General features: G+C 57.7%; 27 protein-coding genes and 1 pseudogene. 19 read left to right on the top strand and 9 right to left on the bottom strand.

What is annotated here, in order from left to right:
* Positions 1 to 210: 210 nt before the first annotated feature.
* Positions 211 to 1,242 carry a YeiH family protein gene (locus ACODR9_RS11805; protein WP_488809473.1) on the bottom strand — a complete coding sequence of 344 codons (1,032 nt, stop codon included), beginning with the start codon at positions 1,240 to 1,242 and terminating at the stop codon, positions 211 to 213.
* Positions 1,243 to 1,403: 161 nt separating this feature from the next.
* Between ACODR9_RS11805 and ACODR9_RS11800 the strand changes: the two genes are divergently transcribed.
* On the top strand, positions 1,404 to 2,279 hold the full coding sequence (locus ACODR9_RS11800) for a LysR family transcriptional regulator (protein ID WP_488809472.1): 876 nt from the start codon (positions 1,404 to 1,406) through the stop codon (positions 2,277 to 2,279).
* A gap of 47 nt (positions 2,280 to 2,326) precedes the next feature.
* Here ACODR9_RS11800 and ACODR9_RS11795 read toward each other — a convergent pair whose 3' ends face one another.
* From ACODR9_RS11795 to ACODR9_RS11785, 3 genes are read right to left on the bottom strand one after another with little or no spacing between them, the layout of a single operon-like run.
* Complete coding sequence (locus tag ACODR9_RS11795) at positions 2,327 to 3,265, bottom strand: homoserine kinase (RefSeq protein ID WP_488809471.1); 939 nt, start codon at positions 3,263 to 3,265, stop codon at positions 2,327 to 2,329.
* A gap of 9 nt (positions 3,266 to 3,274) precedes the next feature.
* Positions 3,275 to 3,598 carry a DUF2782 domain-containing protein gene (locus ACODR9_RS11790; RefSeq protein WP_488809470.1) on the bottom strand — a complete coding sequence of 108 codons (324 nt, stop codon included), beginning with the start codon at positions 3,596 to 3,598 and terminating at the stop codon, positions 3,275 to 3,277.
* A gap of 24 nt (positions 3,599 to 3,622) precedes the next feature.
* On the bottom strand, positions 3,623 to 4,351 hold the full coding sequence (locus ACODR9_RS11785) for an LOG family protein (protein ID WP_059285725.1): 729 nt from the start codon (positions 4,349 to 4,351) through the stop codon (positions 3,623 to 3,625).
* A 73-nt stretch (positions 4,352 to 4,424) separates the two neighbouring features.
* Between ACODR9_RS11785 and polA the strand changes: the two genes are divergently transcribed.
* From polA to ACODR9_RS11720, 13 genes and pseudogenes are all read left to right on the top strand, one after another.
* Entirely contained in the window at positions 4,425 to 7,163 is a 2,739-nt protein-coding gene (polA, locus tag ACODR9_RS11780; RefSeq protein WP_488809469.1) for a DNA polymerase I, read from the top strand.
* A 280-nt stretch (positions 7,164 to 7,443) separates the two neighbouring features.
* On the top strand, positions 7,444 to 7,890 hold the full coding sequence (locus ACODR9_RS11775; protein ID WP_488809468.1) for a PAAR domain-containing protein: 447 nt from the start codon (positions 7,444 to 7,446) through the stop codon (positions 7,888 to 7,890).
* 2 nt (positions 7,891 to 7,892) lie between these two features.
* Positions 7,893 to 8,438 carry a PAAR domain-containing protein gene (locus ACODR9_RS11770; RefSeq protein WP_488809467.1) on the top strand — a complete coding sequence of 182 codons (546 nt, stop codon included), beginning with the start codon at positions 7,893 to 7,895 and terminating at the stop codon, positions 8,436 to 8,438.
* Between the two features lie 44 nt (positions 8,439 to 8,482).
* A complete protein-coding gene (locus ACODR9_RS11765) occupies positions 8,483 to 9,208 on the top strand; it encodes an alpha/beta hydrolase family protein (protein ID WP_488809466.1) in 726 nt (241 codons plus the stop codon).
* Positions 9,178 to 9,612 (top strand): hypothetical protein, encoded by a 435-nt coding sequence (locus tag ACODR9_RS11760; RefSeq protein WP_488809465.1) that lies wholly within the window; start codon positions 9,178 to 9,180, stop codon positions 9,610 to 9,612. The genes ACODR9_RS11765 and ACODR9_RS11760 overlap by 31 nt, the downstream gene beginning before the upstream one ends.
* A gap of 172 nt (positions 9,613 to 9,784) precedes the next feature.
* Positions 9,785 to 10,210, top strand: coding sequence for a hypothetical protein (locus tag ACODR9_RS11755; protein ID WP_488809464.1), 426 nt, complete (start codon positions 9,785 to 9,787; stop codon positions 10,208 to 10,210).
* A 141-nt stretch (positions 10,211 to 10,351) separates the two neighbouring features.
* Positions 10,352 to 10,774, top strand: a complete 423-nt coding sequence (locus tag ACODR9_RS11750; protein ID WP_488809463.1) for a hypothetical protein — start codon at positions 10,352 to 10,354, stop codon at positions 10,772 to 10,774.
* A 265-nt stretch (positions 10,775 to 11,039) separates the two neighbouring features.
* Positions 11,040 to 11,212, top strand: a pseudogene (locus ACODR9_RS11745) (DNA polymerase); the annotation flags it as partial.
* Between the two features lie 239 nt (positions 11,213 to 11,451).
* Positions 11,452 to 12,015 carry a GspH/FimT family pseudopilin gene (locus ACODR9_RS11740; RefSeq protein WP_488809462.1) on the top strand — a complete coding sequence of 188 codons (564 nt, stop codon included), beginning with the start codon at positions 11,452 to 11,454 and terminating at the stop codon, positions 12,013 to 12,015.
* The gene (locus tag ACODR9_RS11735) at positions 12,008 to 12,427 is read left to right on the top strand and encodes a type IV pilus modification PilV family protein (RefSeq protein WP_488809461.1); all 420 of its coding nucleotides are present in this window, start codon (positions 12,008 to 12,010) and stop codon (positions 12,425 to 12,427) included. The genes ACODR9_RS11740 and ACODR9_RS11735 overlap by 8 nt, the downstream gene beginning before the upstream one ends.
* 5 nt (positions 12,428 to 12,432) lie before the next feature.
* Positions 12,433 to 13,233: a PilW family protein gene (locus ACODR9_RS11730; RefSeq protein WP_488809460.1), complete on the top strand. Its 801-nt coding sequence runs from the start codon at positions 12,433 to 12,435 to the stop codon at positions 13,231 to 13,233.
* Between the two features lie 17 nt (positions 13,234 to 13,250).
* Positions 13,251 to 13,907, top strand: a complete 657-nt coding sequence (locus ACODR9_RS11725; RefSeq protein ID WP_488809459.1) for a pilus assembly PilX family protein — start codon at positions 13,251 to 13,253, stop codon at positions 13,905 to 13,907.
* Positions 13,904 to 14,326 carry a type IV pilin protein gene (locus ACODR9_RS11720; protein WP_488809458.1) on the top strand — a complete coding sequence of 141 codons (423 nt, stop codon included), beginning with the start codon at positions 13,904 to 13,906 and terminating at the stop codon, positions 14,324 to 14,326. The genes ACODR9_RS11725 and ACODR9_RS11720 overlap by 4 nt, the downstream gene beginning before the upstream one ends.
* A gap of 60 nt (positions 14,327 to 14,386) precedes the next feature.
* Here ACODR9_RS11720 and ACODR9_RS11715 read toward each other — a convergent pair whose 3' ends face one another.
* From ACODR9_RS11715 to arsC, 5 genes are all read right to left on the bottom strand, one after another.
* A complete protein-coding gene (locus ACODR9_RS11715) occupies positions 14,387 to 15,922 on the bottom strand; it encodes a DHA2 family efflux MFS transporter permease subunit (protein ID WP_488809456.1) in 1,536 nt (511 codons plus the stop codon).
* A gap of 61 nt (positions 15,923 to 15,983) precedes the next feature.
* Entirely contained in the window at positions 15,984 to 17,129 is a 1,146-nt protein-coding gene (locus tag ACODR9_RS11710) for an EmrA/EmrK family multidrug efflux transporter periplasmic adaptor subunit (RefSeq protein WP_488809455.1), read from the bottom strand.
* Between the two features lie 11 nt (positions 17,130 to 17,140).
* Positions 17,141 to 18,568 (bottom strand): efflux transporter outer membrane subunit, encoded by a 1,428-nt coding sequence (locus tag ACODR9_RS11705; protein WP_488809454.1) that lies wholly within the window; start codon positions 18,566 to 18,568, stop codon positions 17,141 to 17,143.
* Between the two features lie 97 nt (positions 18,569 to 18,665).
* On the bottom strand, positions 18,666 to 19,160 hold the full coding sequence (locus ACODR9_RS11700) for a MarR family transcriptional regulator (protein WP_488809453.1): 495 nt from the start codon (positions 19,158 to 19,160) through the stop codon (positions 18,666 to 18,668).
* A gap of 196 nt (positions 19,161 to 19,356) precedes the next feature.
* Positions 19,357 to 19,707 carry an arsenate reductase (glutaredoxin) gene (gene arsC / locus ACODR9_RS11695; protein WP_488809452.1) on the bottom strand — a complete coding sequence of 117 codons (351 nt, stop codon included), beginning with the start codon at positions 19,705 to 19,707 and terminating at the stop codon, positions 19,357 to 19,359.
* Between the two features lie 277 nt (positions 19,708 to 19,984).
* Here arsC and ACODR9_RS11690 point away from each other — a divergent pair, with 277 nt between their 5' ends.
* The 5 genes from ACODR9_RS11690 to ACODR9_RS11670 all read left to right on the top strand — a co-directional run bounded on the left by ACODR9_RS11690 (position 19,985) and on the right by ACODR9_RS11670 (position 24,700).
* Positions 19,985 to 21,190, top strand: coding sequence for a multidrug effflux MFS transporter (locus tag ACODR9_RS11690; protein ID WP_488809451.1), 1,206 nt, complete (start codon positions 19,985 to 19,987; stop codon positions 21,188 to 21,190).
* A 206-nt stretch (positions 21,191 to 21,396) separates the two neighbouring features.
* Positions 21,397 to 21,942, top strand: a complete 546-nt coding sequence (locus tag ACODR9_RS11685; protein ID WP_488809449.1) for an iron transporter — start codon at positions 21,397 to 21,399, stop codon at positions 21,940 to 21,942.
* Between the two features lie 136 nt (positions 21,943 to 22,078).
* Complete coding sequence (locus ACODR9_RS11680; RefSeq protein WP_488809448.1) at positions 22,079 to 22,402, top strand: cupredoxin domain-containing protein; 324 nt, start codon at positions 22,079 to 22,081, stop codon at positions 22,400 to 22,402.
* Positions 22,403 to 22,430: 28 nt separating this feature from the next.
* Positions 22,431 to 23,249: an FTR1 family iron permease gene (locus tag ACODR9_RS11675; protein WP_488809447.1), complete on the top strand. Its 819-nt coding sequence runs from the start codon at positions 22,431 to 22,433 to the stop codon at positions 23,247 to 23,249.
* Positions 23,246 to 24,700, top strand: coding sequence for a 4Fe-4S binding protein (locus tag ACODR9_RS11670; RefSeq protein ID WP_488809446.1), 1,455 nt, complete (start codon positions 23,246 to 23,248; stop codon positions 24,698 to 24,700). Before ACODR9_RS11675 ends, ACODR9_RS11670 begins: the two co-directional genes overlap by 4 nt.
* Positions 24,701 to 24,715 lie beyond the last annotated feature (15 nt).

The following is a 24,715-nucleotide window of genomic DNA, read 5'->3' as shown; positions in this document are numbered from 1 at the left end:
GCGGTTTTCAGGCTGCTGACAAAGTAATCTGGTTCGATTGCACAGGACCCGGCAACGCCGGGCCTTTCGACTAAGTTATTTCTTCCGCAGCCTTCCCATCTATTCCCAATCCCCCCGCCCTTTCCTTTCAGAAAGCGAGAAGGGTGGTTGTCAACGATATGAAAACCGCCCTTACCGGGCGGTTTTCTTTTGCCTGTTGATCTGCGGCGTTCAGATCAGGTGTACCAGATAACTGACGCCGCTATTGATCAGCGTGCCGCCCACCAGCAGCCAGCCAAACAGCGCGCTGGCCAGCAGCATGGGTTTGCTTCCGGCGCGGCGGATGGCGGAGATGTGGGTGGTGAGGCCCAATGCGCCCATGGCCATGGCCAGCAGCAGATTATCCAGTGCAATCAGCTGGGCTACCCAGGCTTGCGGCAGCCAGTGCAGTGAGTTGAAACCGGCCATGGCGAGAAACCCCAGGGCAAACCACGGAATGGTGATGGGGCGTGCCTCGGTGCTGCCGGACTGGTGACGGCGGCCCAGCCAGGCCGACAGGATGACCAGAAACGGTGCCAGCATCATCACCCGGATCATCTTGGTAATCACCGCGCTATTGGCCGCCTGCTCGCTGACCGCCCGCCCGGCAGCCACGGCCTGTGCCACCTCGTGCACGGTGGAGCCGGTAAACACGCCATAGGCAAATTCGGATACGCCCAATGCCTGCGTCAGCGAAAACAGCAGCGGATACAAAAACATCGCCAGCGTGCCGAACACTACTACCGTAGCCACCGCCACGGCCACTTTTTCGGCATGGGCCTTCACCACCGGCTCGGTGGCCAGAATGGCGGCCGCACCGCAAATCGAGCTGCCCGCGCCAATCAGGATGACGCTGTGCTCATCCAGCCCCAGCTTGCGCCGCCCCAGCCAGTAAGCCAGCGCAAAGGTGGACGTCAGCACACAGGCATCAATCAGGATGCCAGTTACGCCTACTGCAGCAATGTCCTGAAACGTCAGTTTGAAGCCAAACAAGATGATGCCCAGGCGCAGGATCTGTCCCTTGGCAAAAGTGACGCCGTGGTGGCTGTGCGTGGCCAGGCGCGGATACAGCGTATTGCCCAGCAACATGCCGCCGACAATGGCCAGCGTTAGCGCCGACAAACCTAATTGACTGAATAGCGGCCAGTTGGCGGCCAGCATGGCCAGCCCGGCCAGTAGCAGAACGAGTAGCAGGCCGGGCAGTTTTTGCGTAAGGGATTGCATGATGGTGTTCCGGTAAAGCGGGCGTTTGCCCTGTTGCCTTCACCATACGCGCCAGCAATAAAGTTGAAAAACGGATAAAATTTCTACAAATAATTAGAATTATTAATACATTGAACCGCCAACGGCGCTTTGCACCGCCTGGCGATGCAAGGAAAACGGTCATGGCATTACGTCTAAGCCTGCGTGAACTGGAAGTTTTTGCGGCCATTGCCGAGGCCGGTACGGTCACGGCGGCGGCGGCGGCGATTGCCCTGACGCAATCGGCTGCCAGTCAGGCACTGGCGGCGCTGGAGGCCGGTCTGGGCGTTGCCTTGTTCGACCGCATTGGCCGCCGACTGCTGCTGAACGAGCATGGGCGGCTGTTGCTGCCACGCGCCCGCACCATGCTGGATGCCGCGCAGGACATGCAGCGGCTGTTTGACGATCAGTCCGCCCTGCATCTGCGGCTGGGCGCCAGCACCACCATCGGCAACTATCTGCTGCCGGAGCAGATTGCGCGTTTCCGGCAGGCCAGGCCGCAGGCGCGGGTGGAGTTGATGGTGGCCAATACGGCGGATATCGTCGATGCCGTGGCAGGCTTCAAGGTGGATATGGGTTTTATCGAAGGCCCCTGCCATCATCCGGACTTGCTGGTGGAGCCGTGGCGGGACGATACCTTGCTGGTGTTTGCCGCCGCCAGTCACCCGCTGGCACAGGGCGTGGTGAGCCTGGCGCAGCTGGCACAGGCGCAATGGGTGTTGCGCGAGAGCGGCTCAGGTACCCGGGAAGAAGTGGAGCGTCTGCTGCTGCCACATGTGGGCAGCTTTGGCGAGGTGATGGAAATGGGTCATTCCGAGGCCATCAAGCGGGCGGTGGCTGCCGGCTTGGGCGTGAGCTGCCTGTCCTTGCATGTGGTGCAGGAGTTATTGGACAGCGGGCAGATTGTCGCGGTGCTGGCACCGCTGCCCACCTTGCACCGTACCCTGTTTCGCATCACCCACAAGCACAAGGGGCAAACGCGCGGCATGGCGCTGTTTAACCGCAGTACGGCTGAATAAAAACAGGCTGCATCGAGCAGCCTGTAAGGGGGTGGCGAGCAGCGGGCTTACAGCCAGAAATCGCTGCGCTGGCGATGGGCTTCCACCAGATGCTGGAACACCTTGGGGTCCTTGGTGTAGGTCAGCTCACCATCCATCGGCTGGTAGAGATCCAGCAGGCGGGAAGTCCAGAAGCGCAGGGCCGCAGCGCGCAGCATGACCGGCCAGGCTTTTTTCTCGTCCGCAGTCAGCACCCGTACTGACTGGTAGCCAGCCAGAAAAGCGCTGGCCCGTTCCGGGCAGATGCTGCCGTCTTCCAGTCTGGTCCAGTCATTAAAGGCAATGGCCACGTCGTACAGCAGAATATCGTTGCAGGCGTAGTAGAAGTCGATGAAACCGGCGATTTTGTCACCGTCCATCAGCACATTGTCCTTGAACAGATCGGCATGGATCACGCCGCTGGGCAGGTGATCGAAACGGTGCTGATCCTGGAACTGGATTTCCTGGCGCAAGCTGGCTGCATCCGCTTCAGCCATGAAGGGGTACATGGCGCTGGCGGTATTGCTCCACCAGCGCGGGCCGCGCGGGTTACGCATCTTGCGCGGGAAGGTGGCGCTGGCCACGTGCATCTGCGCCAGCATCTCGCCTACCGCATGGCACTGGATGGCAGACGGCTGGCTGATGTCGGCGCCGGACAGGCAGCTCACCAGACAGGCGGGCTTGCCAGCCAGCAGCGAGGCAAACTGGTCGGTGTTGTCGGCCACCGGGGCCGGGCAGGCCACACCATGACGCGCCAGGTGGCTCATCAGGGTCAGGTAGTAGGGCAGTTCTTCCAGCTTCAGGGTTTCGAAGATGGTAAGAACATAACGACCATGCGTGGTGGTGACAAAGTAATTGGTGTTGGTGACGCCAGCGGCAATGCCCTTGAGCTCAACCAGCTGGCCGAGCGCATAGCGGCTCAGCCAGCTTTGCATCATGTCATCGCTGACGGTGGTGTAAACCGACATGCCTGTTCCTCAGAAGCGCTTGAGAACCCATTGCGGGATGATGATGCGGCGATTGGGGTCTACCTGCTTCATGCTGCCATTGCCCTCTTCATCCATCAGGTAATACGGGAAACCCACATTGGGGGTGACCTTTACCATGTAGAGCTGGCCATTGAGGCGGTATTCCTCGATTTTTTCATCACCGCGCTGGATGATGCGCACTTCCGGCTCTGCCGTGCCGGCGGCATCCTGCGAGATGGTGGGCGGGGGCGGTACCGTGGCGGGAGCCGGCGGTGTTTCGGCCCAGGCTGCCGACAGTGGCAGCAAGGCGAGCAGGGCAAGGAAGCGGCGCATGAGGATGGTCCTTGGTGAAATGTCTTATAGGTTGAGCAGTTTTTCGCGTTCTTCCGGCAGAGCCTCGAAGCCACGGGTTTCGTAGTGCTTGAAAATGGTTTCCACGATCTGGCCGGGTTCGTCGATCAGCTGGATCAGGTTAACGTCGTCAGGGTTGATCATACCTTCTTTTACCAGATGATTTTTCACCCAGTCGATCAGGCCGCTCCAGAATTCACTGCAGCACAGGATGATGGGGATGGGCCGCGACTTACCGGTCTGGATCAGCGTCAGCGCCTCGAACATCTCGTCCAGCGTGCCAAAGCCGCCTGGCATCACCACATAGGCAATGGCGTGCTTGACGAACATCACCTTGCGGCTGAAGAAGTGGTTGAACTTGATCGACAGATCCTGGTATTCGTTAGGCTTTTGCTCGTGCGGCAGTACGATGTTGAGCGCTACGGATGGGCTCTTGCCATAAAAAGCGCCCTTGTTGGCCGCTTCCATGATGCCGGGGCCGCCACCGGAAATCACCGAAAAACCGGAATCAGAAAGAAGCCGGGCCACTTCCTCGGTGAGCTTATAATAGGGATGGTCGCGCGGAGTACGGGCGCTGCCGAAGATGCTGACTGCCGGTGTGATGCCTTGCAGTTCTTCGGCTGAGTCGACAAACTCCGACATGATCTTCATCACGTGCCACGCCTCGCGCGAGCGGAAGCGCTGCATCATGTCGTATCGATCACTGGTCTGCGGCAATTTATCGGACAAGCTCATCATTCGCCCCTTTTCTATGAAAACATTGTTATTAATCGACGGCTCTTCTTACTTGTATCGCGCCTTTCATGCGATGCCCGATTTGCGTTCTCCGGATGGCCGGCCCACCGGGGCGGTTTACGGCATGGTCAACATGCTGCGCCGGCTGGAGAAAGAGGTGCAGTTCGATTATAGCGCCTGCGTTTTCGACGCCAAAGGCAAGACTTTCCGCGATGAGTTATACCCGGAATACAAGGCCAACCGGCCTTCCATGCCGGAAGAGCTGGCCGCACAGATTAAGCCGGTGCACGAGGTGGTGCAAGCTTCAGGCTGGCCAATGCTGATGGTGGACGGGGTGGAAGCCGATGATGTGATCGGCACGCTGGCGAAGATGGGCGAGGCCGCCGGTTTCAAGGTGATCATCTCCACTGGCGACAAGGACATGGCCCAACTGGTGACGCCGATGGTGTCGCTGGTGAATACCATGACCAATGAAAATCTGGATCAGGCCGGGGTGAAAGAGAAGTTCGGCGTGCCGCCCGAACGCATCATCGACTACCTCACCCTGATTGGCGACAAGGTGGACAACGTCCCCGGCGTGGACAAGTGCGGCCCCAAAACCGCCGTCAAATGGCTGGAGGAATACGGCACGCTGGACAATATCATCGCCAATGCCGACAAGGTGGGCGGCAAAGTGGGGGAAAACCTGCGCGCCGCGCTGGACTGGCTGCCGCGCGGCCATGAGCTGATCACCATCAAGTGCGATGTCGATTTGCAGCCGGACATGCCCTACGGCCTCGACAGCCTGCAGCACGGGGTGAAAGACCGCCCGCGCCTGGCCGAGCTGTTCAAGGACCACGGCTTCCGCACCTTCTACCGCGAAATGACCGAAGGCGAAGACGCGCCGGTCAGCAGCCCGGCCCCGCTGGATGTGCCTGCCGCCAGCGTCGGCCAGACTGACGATCTGTTCGCCATGGCTGCTGCGGCACCCGCACCTGCGCCGGTTGCCCCGCCAGCCTGCGCCATCAGCCGCCATTACCACACCATTCTGGACGATGCCGCACTGCAAGGCTGGTTGGACAAACTGGGCAGCGGTGCGCTGGTGTCGCTGGACACCGAAACCACCAGCCTGGACCAGATGCAGGCCCGTATTGTCGGCATCAGCTTTGCCTTGCAGGCGGGCGAGGCAGCCTACCTGCCACTGGGCCACCACTATGCCGGTGTACCGCAGCAACTGGCGCTGGATGACGTGCTGGCCAAACTCAAGCCCTGGCTGGAAGACGCCAGCAAGCCCAAATGTGGCCAGAACCTGAAATACGACCGCCATGTGTTTGCCAATCACGGCATCCGGCTGGCCGGGGTGGCGGACGACTCCATGCTGGCCTCCTACGTGCTGGAAAGCCACCAGCGCCACAATATGGACGACCTGGCTGCGCGCCATCTGGGCGAAACCACGGTCAGCTATGAAGACATCTGCGGCAAGGGTGCCAAGCAGATCGGCTTTGGCGAAGTGGATATCGAGATTGCCGCCAATTACGCGGCGGAAGATGCCGACATCACCCTGCGGCTGAACCAGTACTTTGCCCCGCAACTGAGTGGCAAGCTGGGTGAAATCTACCGCGACATCGAATTGCCGGTAGCCGAAGTACTGTTCCGCATGGAGCGCAACGGCGTGCTGATCGACCGCGACCAGCTGGCAGCGCAGAGCCATCAGCTGGGCACGCAAATGCTGCAACTGGAAAGCCAGGCTTACGAGTTGGCCGGTCAGCCCTTCAACCTGAATTCGCCCAAGCAGCTGCAGGAAATCCTGTTCGGCAAGCTGGGCATTCCCACCAAGGGCATCAAGAAAACCCCGTCCGGTGGTTTCTCCACCGACGAATCGGTACTGGAAGCGCTGGCGCTGGATTACCCGCTGCCCAAGTGCATCCTGCAATACCGCAGCCTGACCAAGCTAAAGTCCACCTATACCGACAAGCTGCCCACGCTGATCAACCCGGACACCGGCCGGGTGCATACCAATTACTCGCAAGCGGTGGCGATTACCGGGCGGCTGGCCAGTTCCGACCCGAACCTGCAAAACATCCCGGTGCGTACCGCCGAAGGCCGCCGCGTGCGCGAGGCCTTTATCGCCAAACCGGGCCACCGCATTGTCAGTGCCGACTATTCGCAAATCGAACTGCGCATCATGGCGCATTTGTCCGACGACGAAGGCATGCTGGCCGCTTTTGCCAGTGGCGAAGACATTCACAAGGCCACGGCCGCCGAAGTATTCGGCGTGACACTGGAGCAGGTGAGCAGCGATCAGCGCCGCGCCGCCAAGGCCATCAACTTCGGCCTGATCTACGGCATGAGCGCCTTTGGCCTGGCGGCCCAGCTGGATATCGAACGCAACGCCGCCCAGCAATACATCGACCGTTACTTCATGCGCTACCCCGGCGTGGCCGACTACATGCAGCGCACCCGCGAAACCGCGCGTGAGCAAGGCTATGTGGAAACCGTGTTTGGCCGCCGCCTGTATCTGCCGGAAATCAAGCTGTCCAATCCGGCCCGCCGCGCCGGTGCCGAACGTGCCGCCATCAATGCACCGATGCAAGGCACCGCCGCCGACCTGATCAAGCTGGCCATGATTGCCGTACAGAACTGGCTGGATGCACAAAAGCTGTCCAGCCTGCTGATCATGCAGGTACACGATGAACTGGTGCTGGAAGTACCGGATACCGAGCTGGAACTGGTGAAACAGAAACTGCCGCAAATCATGGCCGGTGTGGCACAACTCAAGGTGCCGCTGCTGGCGGAAGTAGGCGCCGGCAACAGCTGGGAAGCAGCGCACTAATTAGCGCATTGCGGTCGTATTCATTCTCGAAGCCATCCATCCGGGTGGCTTTTTCTTTGCCTTTGTCATGGCAATGCCAGTGGCAAGTCCAGACTATTCCAATGTAATACCAGAGTCAGCTGGCAGCCTGCCGTGGCAATCCTGGTGACCATGTGCTGTTACTCCAGCCATCGCGCATAAGCGTCCTATCGTCGCAGGTGGCGTATGAAGAAATAGCGCGCTATTACCAAGGCAACAAAGCAAGAAGACCGAGAGATTTTTAAATAAATAAGGACTAAGTATGTACAACTTCACGCAAGAAGAACTCAGTCAAATGTCGGAAAGTGCACGTGCCGAAATTGAAAAACAAATGCAGGCGTATGCCGAAGAGCAAAAAAAGCCGATCATCGCGCAGTTTTTTTATATCACCGACGGAGCCAAAACCCGAGATGGTGGAATGGTGGTCGCAAAAGATCGTGGCGTTTTCTGTGCAGGTCGGTTTATCGCAGCCGTTGGCGACAAAGTCGTTTATCCAGATGGACGCGAGGCGGAAATTATTTCAGGGGCCGGGCGCGCAATGAGTTTGAAAAATAAAGACGGTTCTTATTCAAGTGTCGCCATCTTGGGCAGCCGGCTTAGCAATGGCGATGTCGTGATTAGCACGCCGCACGCAGCGATGTCATGTGTCATTCGGGAAGGTGGAAAAATACCGGAAGGGTTGTTAGTTGATTATTTCAAGGCGGATTAAAAATGCCGCAGATCCGATATGTATGCCTCCAAGGCGACCCCATCACCGGCGGCGGACAAGTCCGCGAAGGAATAGGCCATGATAAAGCCTATATTGACGGTAAAGAGCCTACCGCCGATGGGCTCAAGGGATGGTGTAATGTGTGCAAGTCGATGGGCGTTATTCGATGTGTCGGCCCCAGGCCTGGTCATGCTCCGGATAATATTCATGGCTATAAGTTGGCTTTAAATGGAGACCTTTTAATATGTCAATGCCCGAAGCCGCAAAAGCTAATGAATACATCAACGGCTTGGGAAGTAATCATCACCGAAGGCGATGGCAGTGCTTGGAGTGAGCCGTTAAGGGCGTCTGCATACGCGGCGGGCACAACGCGAGTGAATTTTGATGATCGTTATCGCCTGTATTGTGAATCGACGGGAAGCACTTTAGCCAATACGGAATATATGATCATTAAAGATGGCAAAACAACTTTTGGAACAACGGATGCCTTTGGTTGCACCGATGTGTTAATCCATGATTCTGATACAGATGTAGAAATTTACATTTAGGCAAAACAATGAAGACAGTCAAACACCCAGTGACGGGAAGGCCCATGACGCTGGTTGCCACGCGTAAACTAACGCCTAGCAGCGATACCAGCATCAAACACGTTTCGGTAAAACTCCCTAAAGCCATTGTTTTTTTCATTGGCGGTGCTGGTGACAAAAGGCCATTTATCCTTGGCGAATATCCGCAGAATCCAATATCTCCAAACGGGAATATTACTGATGTTATGGATATCGTTGAGATAAGGTATGAGTCAAAAATAGCTTCCGGAGACATCTTGGCAAACAAAGGGACCTATTTTGGTTATTATGAAATATTTGGGGATGATAGAATACAAAAAAATATTTTGCCATTAATAAAAACAAAATCACAAAAAATAATTATTATTGGACACAGCCTTGGTGCTTGGAATGGAATTTGGTTGTCAAAAAAATTGAGCGATTTGGGATATAACGTTGAATTACTTGTCACACTAGACCCAGTTGGAACCGGCTTTATTGTTGAGGCTTTTGTCGACATATATACAGAAACACCGATTGGAGATGCTAAATTCTGGGTGAATTTAGGTTGTGGGAAAAATGATGATAAGTCCGACGCAGTTGCTATTGCGGGCGGTCGGTTTAATCCTAAAGGGAGACGGGTGCCTTTGCCGAACGATCCTGATATTAATGAAGTTATTGCCGAGAGTCACTGGGCGACGAAACAAGCCATGCAGCATCGGCTTTCAACAGGAAGAATTGGATGGGATTATTTAGATTTCGCTTTGCAATGATATCATGGCGGAAGTTAATTATTTTAGCATTTTCCGCGTGCATTATTTTTTGGGCATTTGTCGGATTTTACTCCGTTAAAGCAGCTATTTTTTTAGAGAGGAAAAATAACAGGATATATGCCAAGATTGAGTCTAGGTATGAAAGAAAAGGTTCGTCTGTATTGTGTTGGCAAAAGGACTCAGCTTCTTTGCCAAAGGAGACGTTTAGGGGGCGAGCATATGGAAATGAAGATATTGATTCCAATGGTAATGATGGGTGGCATGTATTCAAACATCAGCAAACTATCGTTGTGCTAGATGCGGGAAACATTAAACTTGGAACAACTCTCACTTGCATGTTGCACCAAGTGGATTTTGATTTTTTAGTGCCATCTTCTAATGAATTTGAAATAACACTTAAATGAAGAGAATGGCAGCGACTCGCTACGCCTCGTCGGGGGTAGTTCGACCTGTGCCGTGCGCATACGCGCATTGTTTTATGATTAAGAAAGGATGAACATGGTTTGATGGCAGGAAAAACGCTCCTTTTCATTATAAATAAACAGACTTGCCAAGCTGCCGACTTGGAGAAAGCGCATGGGATTATGTGGATCACGCTCTAAAATGAGTGTATTTAAAAAAATCCTCTTTCTGATTATTGTCATTTACGCTATTTTTTGGATTTTCATTTCTTTTTTCTCTGTTCAATCCGCAACGTATTTATATAGAAATGAAGGTGAGGTATTTGTTGAAGTAAAGTCTTTATACAAGCGAATTGGAGTGTCGGCGATATGCCGAGAAAAGGATAAACCTTATTCTTTAGGCAAGCATTTTAGAGGGTATGCTTACGGAAACAAAGATGAGGATGAGGATGGATGGCATGTTTTTAATCATATGCAGTTAATGCGAATTACTCGCGCTGAAAAAATTCAACCAAATACGCAGATGGTTTGCTTTTTGCATCAGGTAGATTTTGATATTTTTATACCATCATCGAATAAATTTGAAATAACGGTAAAGTAGCGCGGTGGTGAGCAACGACTCATTCGCAGGCGTATATTTTTTTATGATTAAGAAAGGATTGGCATGGTTTTATGGCAGGAAAGTCGCACCTTTTTGTCATAAATAAACAGACTTGCCAAGCTGCCGACTTGGAGAAAGCGCATGGGATTATGTGGATCACGCTCTAAAATGAGTGTATTTAAAAAAATCCTCTTTCTGATCATTATTATTTACGCTATTTTTTGGATTTTCATTTCTTTTTTCTCTGTTCAATCTGCAACATTCTTATATAGAAAGGAAGGTGAGGTATTTGTTGAAGTAAAGTCTTTATATAAGCGACTTGGAGTGTCAGCGATATGCCGAGAAAAGGACAAGCCTTATTCTTTAGGCAATCATTTTAGAGGGTATGCTTACGGAAACGAAGATGAAGTTTATGGAAGGCATGCATTTAATCATACGCAGTTAATGTGGATTGCTGACACTGAAAAAATTCAACCAAATACGCAGATGGTTTGCTTTTTGCATCAAATTAATTTTAATATTTTTATCCCAGCTTCTAATGAGTTTGAAATAACGGTAAAGTAGCTTTGTGCAGGCTAGCGAGTGAAATGGATTTAATGGCTATCTGGTATTATCTCCTGCCAATTTGTTGCAGAAGCTACGATTGGATTAATTAGAGATGCAGAGAAGTGATAGTAAATTTGATTACGCTGGCTGGCGGTAGATTTAATCCGAAAGGAAGGTGTATGCCATTGCCAAATGATCCTGACATTTAGCGGCTGTGGTGTTGAGGATGCAGCATAATAGTATTTGAGATTTTACATTAAAGAATGAGCTGGATGCACAAAGGCTGTCCAGCCTGCTGATCATGCAGGTGCACGATGAACTGGTGCTGGAAGTACCGGATACCGAGCTGGAATTGGTGAAACAGCAGCTGCCTCAAATCATGGCCGGTGTGGCGCAACTCAGGTACCGCTGCTGGCGGAAGTAGGCGCAGGCAATAGCTGGGAAGCCGTACACTGATTAGCGTACTGCGGTCGTATTCATTCTCGACGCCATCCATCCGGGTGGCTTTTTCTTTGCCAGTTTGATGGTAAATGCATGAGCAGGCCGGATGTTTCCTGTGAGATATCAGAGTCAGCTGGCAGCCAGCCATGGGCATGCCGCGCACCATCAAGCCTTGCGCACGCTGCAGGGCACAGCCCCGTGTGGCGAGCGTTAGCCGGTTTCCGTCATTCTGCACGCTGTTCCGAGGTAGCCCGATGCCGCAAGCAGACCCGCACTACCGCCCGCATGGCGGCTTTACCCTGTATGAAATGCTGCTGGTGATGGCCGTCAGCCTGATTCTGCTGACCCAGGGTCTACCGGCACTGCAGGGGGTAATGGCCCGCCTGCAATTGCAGGCCCGTAGCCAGTTGCTGCAGGCCAGCCTGACGCTGGCGCGTAGCGAGGCGATTCGCGGCAATCGCCCGGTCTGGGTGTGTTCCCTCAACAGCAAGGTCAATCTGGACATCCAGGGTTGCCAGCCGGAACGCAAGACAAGCTGGCAGGACTGGAGCGAAGGAGTGCTGGTGTTTGCCGACAGCCCGGAGCAGCCCAATGGTCGTTACGACAGTGGCGAGCGGCTCCACCACGCGCTGTTTTCCACCAGCAGCATTCAGGTTAGTGCCAGCCAGCATATCTTTGCCTTTTCTGCCACAGGCCGGGTGATGGATGGCGTGTCACCGCGCTTTGAATTGCGCAGCAGGCAGGGGCAGTGTCACCGCTTGCAACTACTGGCTGGTGGACGGGTGCAGTGGTGCCGTCAGGAGGGTTGCTGTGCCTGAACAGCACCATCAACATCATGGCTTCAGTCTGTTGGAAGTGCTGATCGCCCTGTTCATCCTATCCTGTGGCCTGCTGTCTTTGTCCGCCATGGTTGTCAGCAGCTTGCAGCAACTGCGCAATAGCGATGCCGACAGCCGCCTGTTGCTGGCGGCCAGCAACCTGGCGGAAGCCCGTCAGCTGGCTTCCGAGCCAAACGGCGTGGCCGGGCCGCTGGTCGAGACTGCACATGCGGGCTTGCACCACACGGTGCAGCTGCTGTGGCCAGACATCCAGCCAGCAGCCATCTTGGCTTGTCGCCATGCTGATGCCCAGCCAACTGTGGCCACCACAACAGACTGTCCCGCCGCTGGGCAGTTATGGCTGCAACTGGCGGTTTCACCTGCACGGTCATGGCAACTGCCACTGGAATAGCAGGCATGGCCATGCCGCGCGGCTTTTCACTGCTGGAACTGCTGCTGAGCATGGCACTGGGCCTGCTGTTGTGCGCCTTGTTCCTGCCGGTACTGCAGGCTAGGTTGCATAGCCAGCGCTTTGCTCTGGGCCAGCTGGATGCCCAGCAGGAGGCGCGCTTTGTCTTGCAGCAGCTGGGGTGGGATTTGCGCATGGCGGGCAGTTTCGGCTGCGCCGGACCCGCACAGTGGTCGGCAGCGTATGGCTCGGCCCTGCCACAAGTGGGGGCCACAACATTAGGGTTGGTCTATGCCGATGCCGGGGTGGCTGTCCGGGTGGAAACTGACCCAACAGGCCAGCCCGGTCTGCGCTTGCTGCAAACACCCCCACCGTGGGCTGCCGGGCAGGTGCTGCTGCTCAGCAGCTGCCATCAGGTCGACCGGCTGATACTCGGCGAGCAAGCCTGGCTGCAAGCACAGGAAGATACGGTGTGGCTGCGGCTGGCGCATGACAGTCCGGCATGGCAGAACCTGAACCGTCATCATCTGCTGTCGCTGGAGCTGCAGCCACTGCGACAGCACCGTTACCATTGGGATGCGCAGGGTGCGCTGTGGCTGCAACAAGATGGTGGCACGGCGCAGTTGCTGGCGATTGGCATGGCCGGATTGCAATTGCAGGCCATGCCGCTGACATCCTGCTTGGCCGGGCAGCGAGCATGGTGGTGGACGGTGAGGCTGGCCATGCAAGAAACATCGGCGCAGCGCATAGCGCCCGCATATGAAATGCAGTTTGCCAGTCGAATGGGTGCAGCATGTCCCGCCCAATAAGGTGCTTCCCGCAAGGCATGGTCTTGCTGACCGCACTGTTATGGTTGTTGCTGCTGACGACCACCGTGCTGGGGGTCAGCCGGCTGTTGCGCGACGAACAGCGCATTGGTAGCAATCTGGATGATGCATTGCTGGCTTTCCGGTTGGCGGAATCCGGCTTGCGTGCCGGAGAGGCAGCCCTGCCAACCATCCCTTTTCTGCATGGGCTGGAAACCATGACCAATGCTGCGCTAAGCCGCGCTGATTCCCCATTTACCTTGTCGTGCCGTCAGCCGCATAACCCATCGCCGTGGCAGCAGGGCTTGTGCTTGTCGGCGGCACTGGCCGGACAGGCGCATCCTGCACCGTGGCAACAGCGTGATACCGCCGGCCTTGCGCTGCTCCATCCCTGTGGCGCGGCGCGGCGTGTGGCATTGCAGCCGGTATCCAGTGGCAATTACTGCCCTGGTGTTGCACCGGGGCCGTGGTACTGGGCCGATCCGCATTATCTGGTCGAACTGCTCGACCCGCGCTATCCCACCCCCACTGGCACGGGCCTGTTGTTCCGGGTAACGGCGCGTGGCTGGGGCAAGCAGGCTGGCAGCGTGGCCACGCTACAAAGTCATGTGCTGCTGGAGCCGGTAGGTAGTGCTGGCCGTCGGCTGCAGCGGCTGTCATGGCGGCGGCTGCCATGAGGCGGCAAGGACGGGGTTTTAGCCTGATCGAACTGCTGACGGCGCTGGCCTTGCTATCGCTGCTGGTGGGCCTGGCGGTGCCGCCGCTGCGTGGCCATGTGGTGAAGGTGCGGCAGGCTGAGGCCCGCGTGGCCTTGCTGCAAGCCAGCCATTTCATGGCGCAATGGCGCAGCCAGCATGGACGGTATACCCAGGGCTCCGGTAGCTGGCCGCTGCTGCCGGTTAGCGAAACCACCCATTACCAGCTGGTTTTTGGTGCACAGGATGGCCATGCCCGCAATGACAGCTTCCAGTTGCGTGCCATACCCAAAGCAGATCACGCATGGCTGGGTGAGGAGGTGTTGGTGCTGGATCAGGATGGCAATATCAAGCTGTGCGCCAACAATGCCGACGGTAAATTGCGCTGCCGGGTGGATTAGCCGGTTTCGTATGGACGCACGAAAAAGCCCGCTTGCGCGGGCTTCTGGTGGCATTCAGGCTTAATGCGCGCCGCTGTCGGCAGCACCGCTGGAGGTAAACGGTGGCCGGGCAAACCACACCAGGGCAATCAGGGCGACAAACATGATGCCGAACAGCCAGAACACCTCGTTCACCCCAATCAGCGAACCTTGCCGGGTAATCTGCAAGGCGGTGTAGGCCTGCTGCTGGCTGGTGGACATGCCGGTGCTTTCCAGCAGGCGGAACCACAGCAGGCTGGCCTGATCGTACAGCGTCACATGCTGGGTGAGCTGGGCATGGTGCAGGGCTTCGCGCCGGTCCCACAGCGTGGTGGTGATGGAGGTGCCGATACTGCCGGCCAGAATGCGCAGGAAGTTGGACAGGCTGGACGCACTGGCAATCTGGTTCGGGCGCAGGCCGGACAGCGTAATGGTGGTTAGCGGCATGAAGAAGCAGGCCACGCCAATGCCCTGGATAAACTGCGGCCATACCACATAGGCAAAACTCATCTCCACGTTGAAGGTGCTGCGCCAGAAGAAGCACAGCGCATACACGCTGAAGCTGATGGTCACCAGCCAGCGCATATCCAGCCGGTGCGCGTTCTTGCCGATGATGGGCGACAGGAATACCGGCAAGATGCCGATGGGCGCTGCCGCCAGGCCTGCCCAGGTGGCGGTGTAGCCCATCTGGGTTTGCAGCATCAAGGGCAGCAGCACCACCGCGCCAAAATACAGCATGAAGCCCAGGCTGATGGCCACGGTGCCCACGGTGAAGTTGCGCTTGGCAAACAGGGTGAGGTCGACGATAGGGTGTTGTTCACCCAGCTCCCAGATCACCAGATAGATCAGCGATACCGCAGAGACGACAGCCAGCACCACGATTTCGGTGGAATTGAACCAATCCAGCTCCTTGCCCCGGTCCAGCATCATCTGCAGCGCCCCCACCCCTACTACCAGCAGGGCCAGGCCCAGCTTGTCGATGGGCAGGTTGACGATGTCGGTTTCGCGCTCCTTGAGGATTTTCCAGCTGATGAAGGCGGCTGCCATCCCCACCGGCACGTTGATGAAGAAAATCCAGCCCCAATGCCAGTTGTCGCTGATGACACCGCCCAGAATCGGGCCGAATACCGGTGCCACAATCACCGTCATCGCCCATAGCGCCAGCGCAAGCCCTTTCTTAGCCGGTGGATAGCAGGACATCAGCAGGCTTTGCGACAGCGGAATCATCGGCCCGGCCACTGCGCCTTGCAGCACGCGGAACAGAATCAGCATTTCCAGGCTGTTGGCCATGCCGCACATCCAGGAAGTCAGCACGAACAGCAGGGTGGAAATGGTAAACAGCTTCACTTCGCCAATCTGCTTGGCCAGCCAGCCGGTGAGCGGTACGGCAATGGCATTGGCCACGCCAAACGAGGTAATCACCCAGGTGCCCTGGCTGGTGGCGGCACCCAGATTGCCCGAAATGGTGGGTAGCGCGACGTTGGCAATGGTGGTGTCCAGTACCTGCATGAACACCGACATCGACAGCGCCAGCGTGATCCACACCAGGCGCGAGCCGGTCAGTGGTGGATGTTGCATGAAGAAATATCCTTGCAGCGGTACAGCCTTCCCCGGCGCAGCCGGGGGGATGTCACCGGAATTACTGGGCGTTGGCCGCCAGCAGGCTGGCGACCAGATCGTCAGCCTGTTTCAGGTCCGGCGTGAGGGCACGGGTTTCCTGTACCGGGTTTTCACGTGCGCTCTGCGCCAGTGTCGGGCCATCCTGCTTGCTGGTGTCCACCACGGCATCCACCGACAGGCCGACGCGCAGCGGGTGTTCTTTCAGCTGTTTCGAGTCCAGCTGGATGCGCACCGGCACGCGCTGTACCACCTTGATCCAGTTGCCGGTGGCGTTCTGTGCCGGCAGCAGCGAGAAGGCGCTGCCCGTGCCGGCTGACAACCCCAACACTTTGCCGTGGTAGCTGACCTTGCTGCCGTACACATCGGCGGTCAGTTCCACATCTTGGCCGATACGGATCTTGGCCAGCTGTACTTCCTTGAAGTTGGCATCCACCCATACGCTGTCCAGCGGTACCACCACCATCAGCGGGGTGCCGGTGGCCACGCGCTGGCCTACCTGCACATTGCGGCGCGCCACATAGCCGGAAACGGGTGCCTTGACCTCGGTACGCTGCAGTGCCAGCCAGGCTTCTTTCAGCTTGCTGGCGGCACGCTGCACATTTGGCTGCTTGGCCAGAACATCCTTGCCCACCAGTGCATCCGTGGCCTTGGCCTGTTCACGGGCTGCATCCAGTGCGGCCTGTGCGGTTTTCACTGCATCGCGGGCGTGGCCCAGTTCTTCGGCCGACATGGCATCGGTACCGGCCAGGGTTTCGCGACGCTTGAGGTCGGACTGGGCGCGGCTCAGCTCGGCTTCACGCTGTGCTACCTGGGCGGCCAGCTGCTGGGTGCTGGTCATCAACTGGCGGGTTTCGCGCACGGTCTGCACAAACTCGTTGCGGGCACGTTCGAAGGCCAGCTTGGCATCGCTGTTATCAAATGCCACTACGGTCTGGCCGCTATTCACGCGGTCGGTATCTTCGGCGCTGATTTTTACCACGGTGCCCGCTACTTCCGGGGTCAGTTGCACCATGTGGCCGGCAACATAGGCGTCGTCAGTGCTTTCCTGATGGCTCAGCACCAGGCCCCAGTAAACACCGTAGCCGATGGCCAGGGCGGCGATGATGCCGGTGGCAACAAAAAGATTGCGTTTGCGGCTTTTTGCCGTCTCGATTTGCTTATCCATGATGGGTGTCCTTAACGGGCTTGTTGGGTGGTTTCACTGGTGGCGAAACCCCCGCCCAGTGCGGTATTCAGTGTGGCCCAAGCCATGCGGTTGGCGGCGGTGGCGTCTATCTTGCCAGCTTGCTGGTTCAGGTCTGCATCTTGTGCCTGCAGTACCGCCAGCTTGTCGACCAAACCCGCCTTGAAGCGCAGTACGGTGCTGTCGGATGCCTTGCGGCTAAGCTGGGTGGCCTGATGGGCATCGGACAGCTGGCTGGCGGTTTTCTGCCAGGTGGACAGGCTGTCGGCGGCATCGCGTAGTGCATCCAGCACGGTCTGGTTGTAGTTCTCCACCGCAATGTCGTAGCGCGCGCGGGTGGAGGCCAGGTTGGCCTGCAGTGCGCCAGCCGTGAAGATGGGCAGGTGGATGGCCGGCGCAATGCCGACTATCTTGGAGCCCGCCTTGAACAGGTCCGATGTTTCCAGCGCGGATTGTCCGGCAAAGGCGGTCAGCGACACATTGGGGTAGAACTCGGCTTTGGCTGCCTTGACCGACTCATTCATTGCTTCCACGCGGGCGCGCTGGGCGGTGATGTCCGGGCGCTGGCCCAGGATATCCAGGGTCAGCGCCGCATCGGGCATGGCCGGGGCCGGTTTGAGTGCTGCGGGTTTCAGCGTGTCCAGCGCGTGTGGCGGCTGGCCGGTGAGTGCGGCCAGTGCATGGCGGGCGTGGTCGGCCTGGTCGGCCAGTACGCTATCTTGCTGGCTGAGCTGTTTCAGGCGGATTTCGGCCTGACGCAGGCTGTCCCCCGGCAGCAGGCCGGCATTGACCCGGGCCTGGGTCAGCGCCAGCTGACTCTGGGCCAGTTGCTGGCGCGCCTTGAGCAGCTGGGCCTGGGCCAGGATACGCTGCAGGCCGGTGTACTGGGCAATCACTGCCTGGGTAAGCATCAGCCTGGCCTGTTGGCCTTCCAGCGCGATGGCTTGCTGGTTTCCGATGGCGGCCTTTACCGCAGCGCGGTTTTTGCCCCAGAAGTCGATTTCCCAACTGGCACTCAGCGACAGGGTGTAGACATCGTAATAATTTCCGCCGATGGGGGCGGGCAGCAGGCCGTACAGCGAGTAGCGTTCGCGGTCCACGCCGGCATTGGCCTGTACCTGCAGGCCGTCCTTGCTCTCGGTCATGCCGATGGCGCTGCGGGCTTCACGCAGGCGGGCATCGGCCACCTTCAGGGTGGGCGATTGTTGCAGGGCGGTGCTGATCAGTTGGTCCAGCGCCGGATCTGCCAGTTGCTGCCACCAGCCCTGATGTACTTGGGCGGCTGCATGGCTGTCCAGTTGCAGCTGGTTTGCCGTCAGCGGTTTGGCGGGCGCGGTTTCGTCACCGAAACTGGCGCAACCACCCAGCATGGCGGTCAACATCAACACGCCAGCTGTTTGCTGCCAATTGGGTTTATTCACCTTGTGGGTCTCCGGATTCCATCGTGATGGTTGATCGTGTGATAGTCACTTACGTTATTATTTGGCGGAAATCTGCCAGCGGCGGGTTGAGCAAGCCTTAGCCGCCCAGCTTGGCCAGCAGTTTGCGCATCAGCTTTTCCATCAGCTGCATTTCCTCGGCATCAAAGTCCTGCCATAGCGCCCGATGGCTGGCACGAGATACCGGCAGCAGTTTTTCCACCAGTTCCTGTCCACTATCGGTCAGTGCCAGACGGATCTTGCGTCTGTCTTCGGCACAGGGAATACGGGTGGCCCAGCCATTGCGCACCAGCTCGTCGACAATGCGTGTGGCATTGGTGCGCGAGGAGTCCAGCGTGTCGCTGATATCTGATGGAAACAGCGTTTGCTGCGGGCAGGCATACATGGCCAGCAGTGACATCCACAGTGACTCATTCAGCCCGTATTCCTTCATGCCCTCATTCAGATGGCAGGTCAGGCGCGGCAGAATGTGGTAGTACAGCCGGGTGAGGATGACCTCCTGGCGCGGTACGCCGGGAAAGCGGCTTTCGATGCGGTCGATCGCCTGTTCCAGATGATGGAATGATTTATTCATGCATTATTTTAGTAACGTAGGTTACTATTTATCAAGTTATTATTCGTATGAAAGTAATTTCTGGATGAATGGATTGTCGCGTGTTCACGACAGGGTGGTCGCGGCGCCAAAGCAAACGCCAGGCTTGGCCTGGCGTTGAGTTAGCGACGTGTGCGCCTGCGCAGTCGCTGGATGATGGCGGCGCGCAGGGGTGGTGTCAGGGTTGCAGCAGTGCCAGTACCTTCTCCGGCGGGCGGCCCAGTACGGCCTTGTCCTCGCTGACGGCAATCGGGCGTTCGATCAGCATGGGGTTGTCCACCATGGTTTCGATCAGCGAATCGCGCTCCAGCGTGATGTCGTCCAGGCAGAGGGTTTCGTATTCCTCTTCCTTGGTACGCAGCAGATCACGTGGTTCCAGTTGCAGCAGGGTCAGGATGTGGTCTAGCTCGGCGGCGGTGGGCGGGTGTTTCAGGTATTCGATTACCTCGACCTCGGCACCGGCTTCTTGCAGCAGGGCTAGTGCTTCGCGCGATTTGGAACAGCGCGGGTTATGGTATAGACGGATCATGGAGGGTCTCCCTTGTGGTTTTGGTGGGGCGGGAAGAGGGTCTGCCGCGCCTGCCCTCCGGGTGGGCACAAGGGGTGTGCCAGCAGTCAGCCGGGCAGGACAGTGACTTCCATCTTAGACAGAAAACTTTTTCTTTGTGTAGCTGCAATGCTATGTCGGCCTGCAGCATTTCTGCGGCGCGCATTCTCGCCCAGTCCACCGCATGTGCCAAGGGTTTGGCTTTTGCTGCGGCGGAACGGTAACATGTGCCGCCCCCACCGCCCTTGATCGGATTCTCATGTCGTATTCTGCACGCAGCCACTTCAGTCTGGCCCTGTTGCTGGCGGCCCTGTCTACGCTTGGCCCCTTCTCGATCGATACCTTTCTGCCAGCCATGCAGGCCATTGGCCATACGTTGTCTGCATCCCCCTTGCAGATGCAGCAGGCGCTGACGGTTTATCTGTTGTGCTATGCGGTGATGATGTTGTGGCATGGTTCGATTTCCGATGCCATTGGCCGCAGGCCGGTGGTGCTGGCTACCACCTTGCTGTTCAGCCTGGCCTCGTTGGGCTGTGCGCTGGCCCCGTCGCTAGGCTGGCTGCTGCTATGCCGGGGTTTACAGGGGTTGTGCGGTGGTGCCGGGCTGGTGGTGGGGCGGGCCATCATCCGCGACAAGCTGGACGGGGCCGAGGCACAGCGGCTGATGTCGCAGGTGACCATGCTGTTTTCCCTGTCACCGGCGATTGCCCCGGTGGTGGGCGGCTGGCTGTTTGGTGCCTTCGGCTGGCATTCCATTTTTGTCTTCATGGCGCTGGTGGGCTTGCTGCTGTTTGTGATGAGCTGGTTTGCACTGGATGAAACCCATCATGCTCATCTGCGTACCCCCTTGGCCTGGCGTTCACTGCTGCAGAATTATCTGGCAGTACTGGGCAAGCGCGATTTCCAGCTGCTGGCGGCAGCGGTGTCCTGCAATTTTGCCGGTTTCTTTCTGTATATCCCCTCGGCACCGGTGTTTCTGTTGCAGCATCTGCATTTGCGACCAGACCAGTTTTTGTGGATGTTTGGTCCGGCGGTGTCCGGCATCATGTTCGGGGCTTATCTGTCGGGCAAGATGGCAGGTCGGCGCGGCGCACGCGAAATTGTGTCGCTGGGCTATGTGCTGATGTTTGCTGCGGCAGCGGCCAATCTGGCTTACAACCTGGGGGTGGCCGAGGCGGCCATGCCGTGGGCGGTGTTGCCGCTGGCGCTGTACACCACCGGCATGTCGCTGGCTGCGCCGTCCATCACGCTTAACCTGATGGACCAGTTTCCGGCGCTGCGTGGCACGGTGTCGTCTTTGCAAGGCTTTTTACAGACCATGCTGGGCAGTATCGTCGCCGGGGTGATTGCGCCGTTGGTTTGGGGAAGTACGCTTAGTCTGGCTTGCTGTATGGCGGTGTTTCTGGTGCTGGGTTTTTGCTTTCGCACCGCCTATCGTCGGCGACTGGTACGCCGCTCTGTGTGAGCGCTTTGCCTTCAAGCCCGGCTGCTGCTGTTGTAAATTCTGTACGGCAGTAGGGTTTTTCTGAGGTTTAGCATTATTTTTCCTAAAATATGCATGTGAGCGGATTGCGAAAGAGAATGATTCGCATATAAAATGCGAAAAATTATCATTCCGCAGCCAAGCCGTAGCGATTCCCGCTGCCTGCTGCTTTGCATAAAGGGTCACTCATGCGTTCCACCATCAGCACTGTTTTGCTGGCCTCCGCCGCCCTGACACTGAGCGCCATGGCTGCCGCCAAGGAATATCCGATTGGCAAGCCGGCCATCAAGAATGGCATGGAAATCGGTGCGGTTTATCTGCAGCCCACCAAAATGGAGCCGGAAGGCATGATGCGCAAGGCGGAAGAGTCCGACGTGCATCTGGAAGCCGATATCCATGCGCTGAAGAACAATCCCAACGGCTTTGAAGAAGGTGCCTGGATGCCCTACCTGATGGTCAAGTACGAACTGACCAAGGTGGGTGGCAAGGGCAGCATCAAGGGCGACATGATGCCGATGGTAGCCAACGATGGCCCGCACTATGGCGACAACGTGAAGCTGCAAGGCCCGGGCAAATACAAGCTGAAGCTGACTATTCTGCCGCCGTCGGAAAACCCGCACGCTCACTTTGGCCGCCATATCGACAAGGAAACCGGCGTGGGCCCGTGGTACAAGTCGTTTGAAGTGAACTATGAGTTCACCTACGCCGGTATCGGCAAGAAGGGTGGCTACTAAGCCCAGGCTTTACCCGGCAGTGGCCTGACGGGCGAAGTGCAATGCGAATCTAAACGCAAACCATTCCCGTTGGAGTATCATGAGAAACAGCGCTGTCTAATTTAAGCCAGCGCTGTTTTCTATTCAGAGGTTGCAAATGAAAGTTGCGATATTTCTGGCGGCAGCACTGCTGTCGATGTCGGCACTGGCTGACGACATGCCTACCTACAAGCTGGAGCTGAAAGACGGCGTGCTCAAACCCGCCCGCCTGCAGGTGCCGGTCAATACCAAATTCCGCCTGGAAGTGAGCAATACCGGCAAGACGCCGGCAGAGTTCGAAAGCACCCAGCTGCGCAAGGAAAAGGTATTGGCGCCGGGGGTGACTTCCTCGGTGGTGATCCTGCCGCTGGCTGCCGGCGAGTACAAGTTCTTTGATGATTTCCACATGGCAACCGCACAGGGTGTGATTGTTGCCAAGTAAGTGACACACGCAGGAAGAAGGTAAAGCAATGGGTCAGGTATTGTTCATTGTCTGGCGCGAAAGCGTCGAAGCCTTGCTGGTGGTGGGCATCCTTAATGCCTGGATGAACCAAAACCCGCAAGGTCGTGCCGGTAAGCCCTATTTGTGGGGTGGCGTGGCGCTGGGGATAGCGCTGGCGGTACTGCTGGCTGTGGCGCTGTTTTCGGCCAGCACGCTGATGGCTGGCTCGCAGGATGTGTTCCAGACCGTGATGGAATTCATGGCTTCCGGCCTGATTGTGCAGATGGTGCTGTGGATGCGCGAGCATGGCCGCACGCTGAAAAAAGAGCTGGAATCGGGCCTGGCGGATAACGCCAGCACTGCCAACTGGTGGGGCGTTACCACCCTGGTGGCCATTGCCGTGGCGCGTGAAGGCAGTGAAACCGTGGTGTTCCTGTACGGCATGCTGGGCAGCGCCGACGGCCAAACCCTGCTCAATATGAGTGGCGCGGCACTGATGGGCCTGGCGCTGGCATTCCTCACCTTTTTTGTATTGCAGCTGGGCGGCAAGGTGTTGTCCTGGCGGCTGTTTTTCCGCGTGACCGAAATCATGCTGCTGCTGCTGGGTGCATCTTTGTTCCTGGCCGGGGTGGAGAAGCTGATTTCCATGGAAATCCTGCCGGCGCTGATCGACCCGCTGTGGGATAGTTCGGCGGTACTGGATGACATGAGCCCGGCCGGTGGCGTGGTGGCCTCGCTTACCGGTTATCGCGCTCACCCGGCACTGATGAGCCTGCTGGCCTATCTGTTGTTCTGGGCTGGCGTATTTGGCCTGTTCTTCTGGCGTAAGCGTCGTCAGGCCGTATGAAACCCCTTGCCGATCACCGTCGCCGGCCCGAGCTCATCCGCCCGCTGTCCGGTGGTTGCGGCAGCCATGGAAGCGCCGCCCATGGCCGTCTGGCCATTGTAGGTAACTGGCTGCGCGACCATGCCGGCGCCCTGCGCCTGCTGCAGTGGCTGGTGGTGCTGGTGTACGCAGCGCTGCTGCTGATTCCGGCTTGGCTGCCACTGCCGGGTGACAGCGCCCGCATTGTCAACAACCTCACCATCTTTGCCCAGTTTGTGTTCTGGGGCATCTGGTGGCCCTTTGTGCTGTTGTCCATGGTGCTGTTTGGCCGGCTGTGGTGTGGGGTGCTGTGTCCGGAAGGGGCGCTCAGCGAATGGGCTGCCAAGAAGGGGCTGGGCCGACCGATTCCGCGCTGGATGCGCTGGGACGGCTGGCCCTTTGTTGCTTTTGCCCTCACCACCCTGTACGGCCAGCTGGTCAGCGTTTACCAATACCCCAAGGCGGCGCTGTTGGTGCTGGGTGGCTCTACCGTGGCGGCCATCGCTGTCGGCCTGGTGTATACCCGTGGCAAGCGCGCCTGGTGTCGTCATCTGTGTCCGGTAAATGGCGTGTTTTCTCTGCTGTCCAAGCTGGCGCCCATGCATTACAAGGTGGATGAACAGCGCTGGCTGGAATCCACCCGCCAGTCCGGCGTCATCCGCATTCAGGCCGTGGATTGCGCGCCCTTGCAGCCGCTGCGCCACATGCAGGGCGGCAGTGGTTGCCATATGTGCGGCCGCTGCAGCGGTCACCGCGACGCCATCAGCTTGAGCCTGCGTTCGCCCGCAGAAGAGGTGGTGAAGGTGGCGGCCAAAGAGGCCACGGTGTGGCAGACGCTGCTGATTGTGTATGGCTTGCTGGGCATTGCCATGGGTGGTTTCCACTGGACGGCCAGCCCCTGGTTTGTCGACCTCAAGCAGAGCGCTGCCGAATGGCTGGTGGACCACGACATCATGTGGCCGCTGGATACCAATGCGCCGTGGTGGCTGCTTACCCATTACCCCGATCACAACGATGTGTTTTCCTGGCTGGATGGCATGTCCATCATTGCCTACATGCTGGGTACGGCGCTGGTGATCGGCAGCGGCCTGCTGCTGTCACTGTCCTGTGCGGTGCGCCTGGCCGGGGCATGGCGCAGCCAGCGCCTGCACCATCTGGCGCAAAGCCTGATTCCGCTGGCTGGTATCGGGGTGTTTCTGGGGCTGTCGGCGTTGACGGTCACCCTGCTCAAGGCGGAGGGCATTGCCACCGGCTGGGCCAATGACCTGCGGCTGGGCCTGCTGTTGCTGGCCAATGCCTGGTCGCTGTGGCTGGCAGCGGGCATTGTGCGGCAATGGCAGGCTGGCTGGCGTAGTGTGCCGGCGCTGGTCTGTGTCATGGCGGGCCTGGCGCTGGTGGATGCCGCCTGGGGCTTCATGTTCTGGTGGTGGTAAAACGGCAGACTTTGA

It is taken from the genome of Aquitalea sp. FG25 (assembly GCF_057809375.1).
Note: the sequence above shows the minus strand (reverse complement) of the source record. Positions and strands in the feature narration are given on the sequence as shown.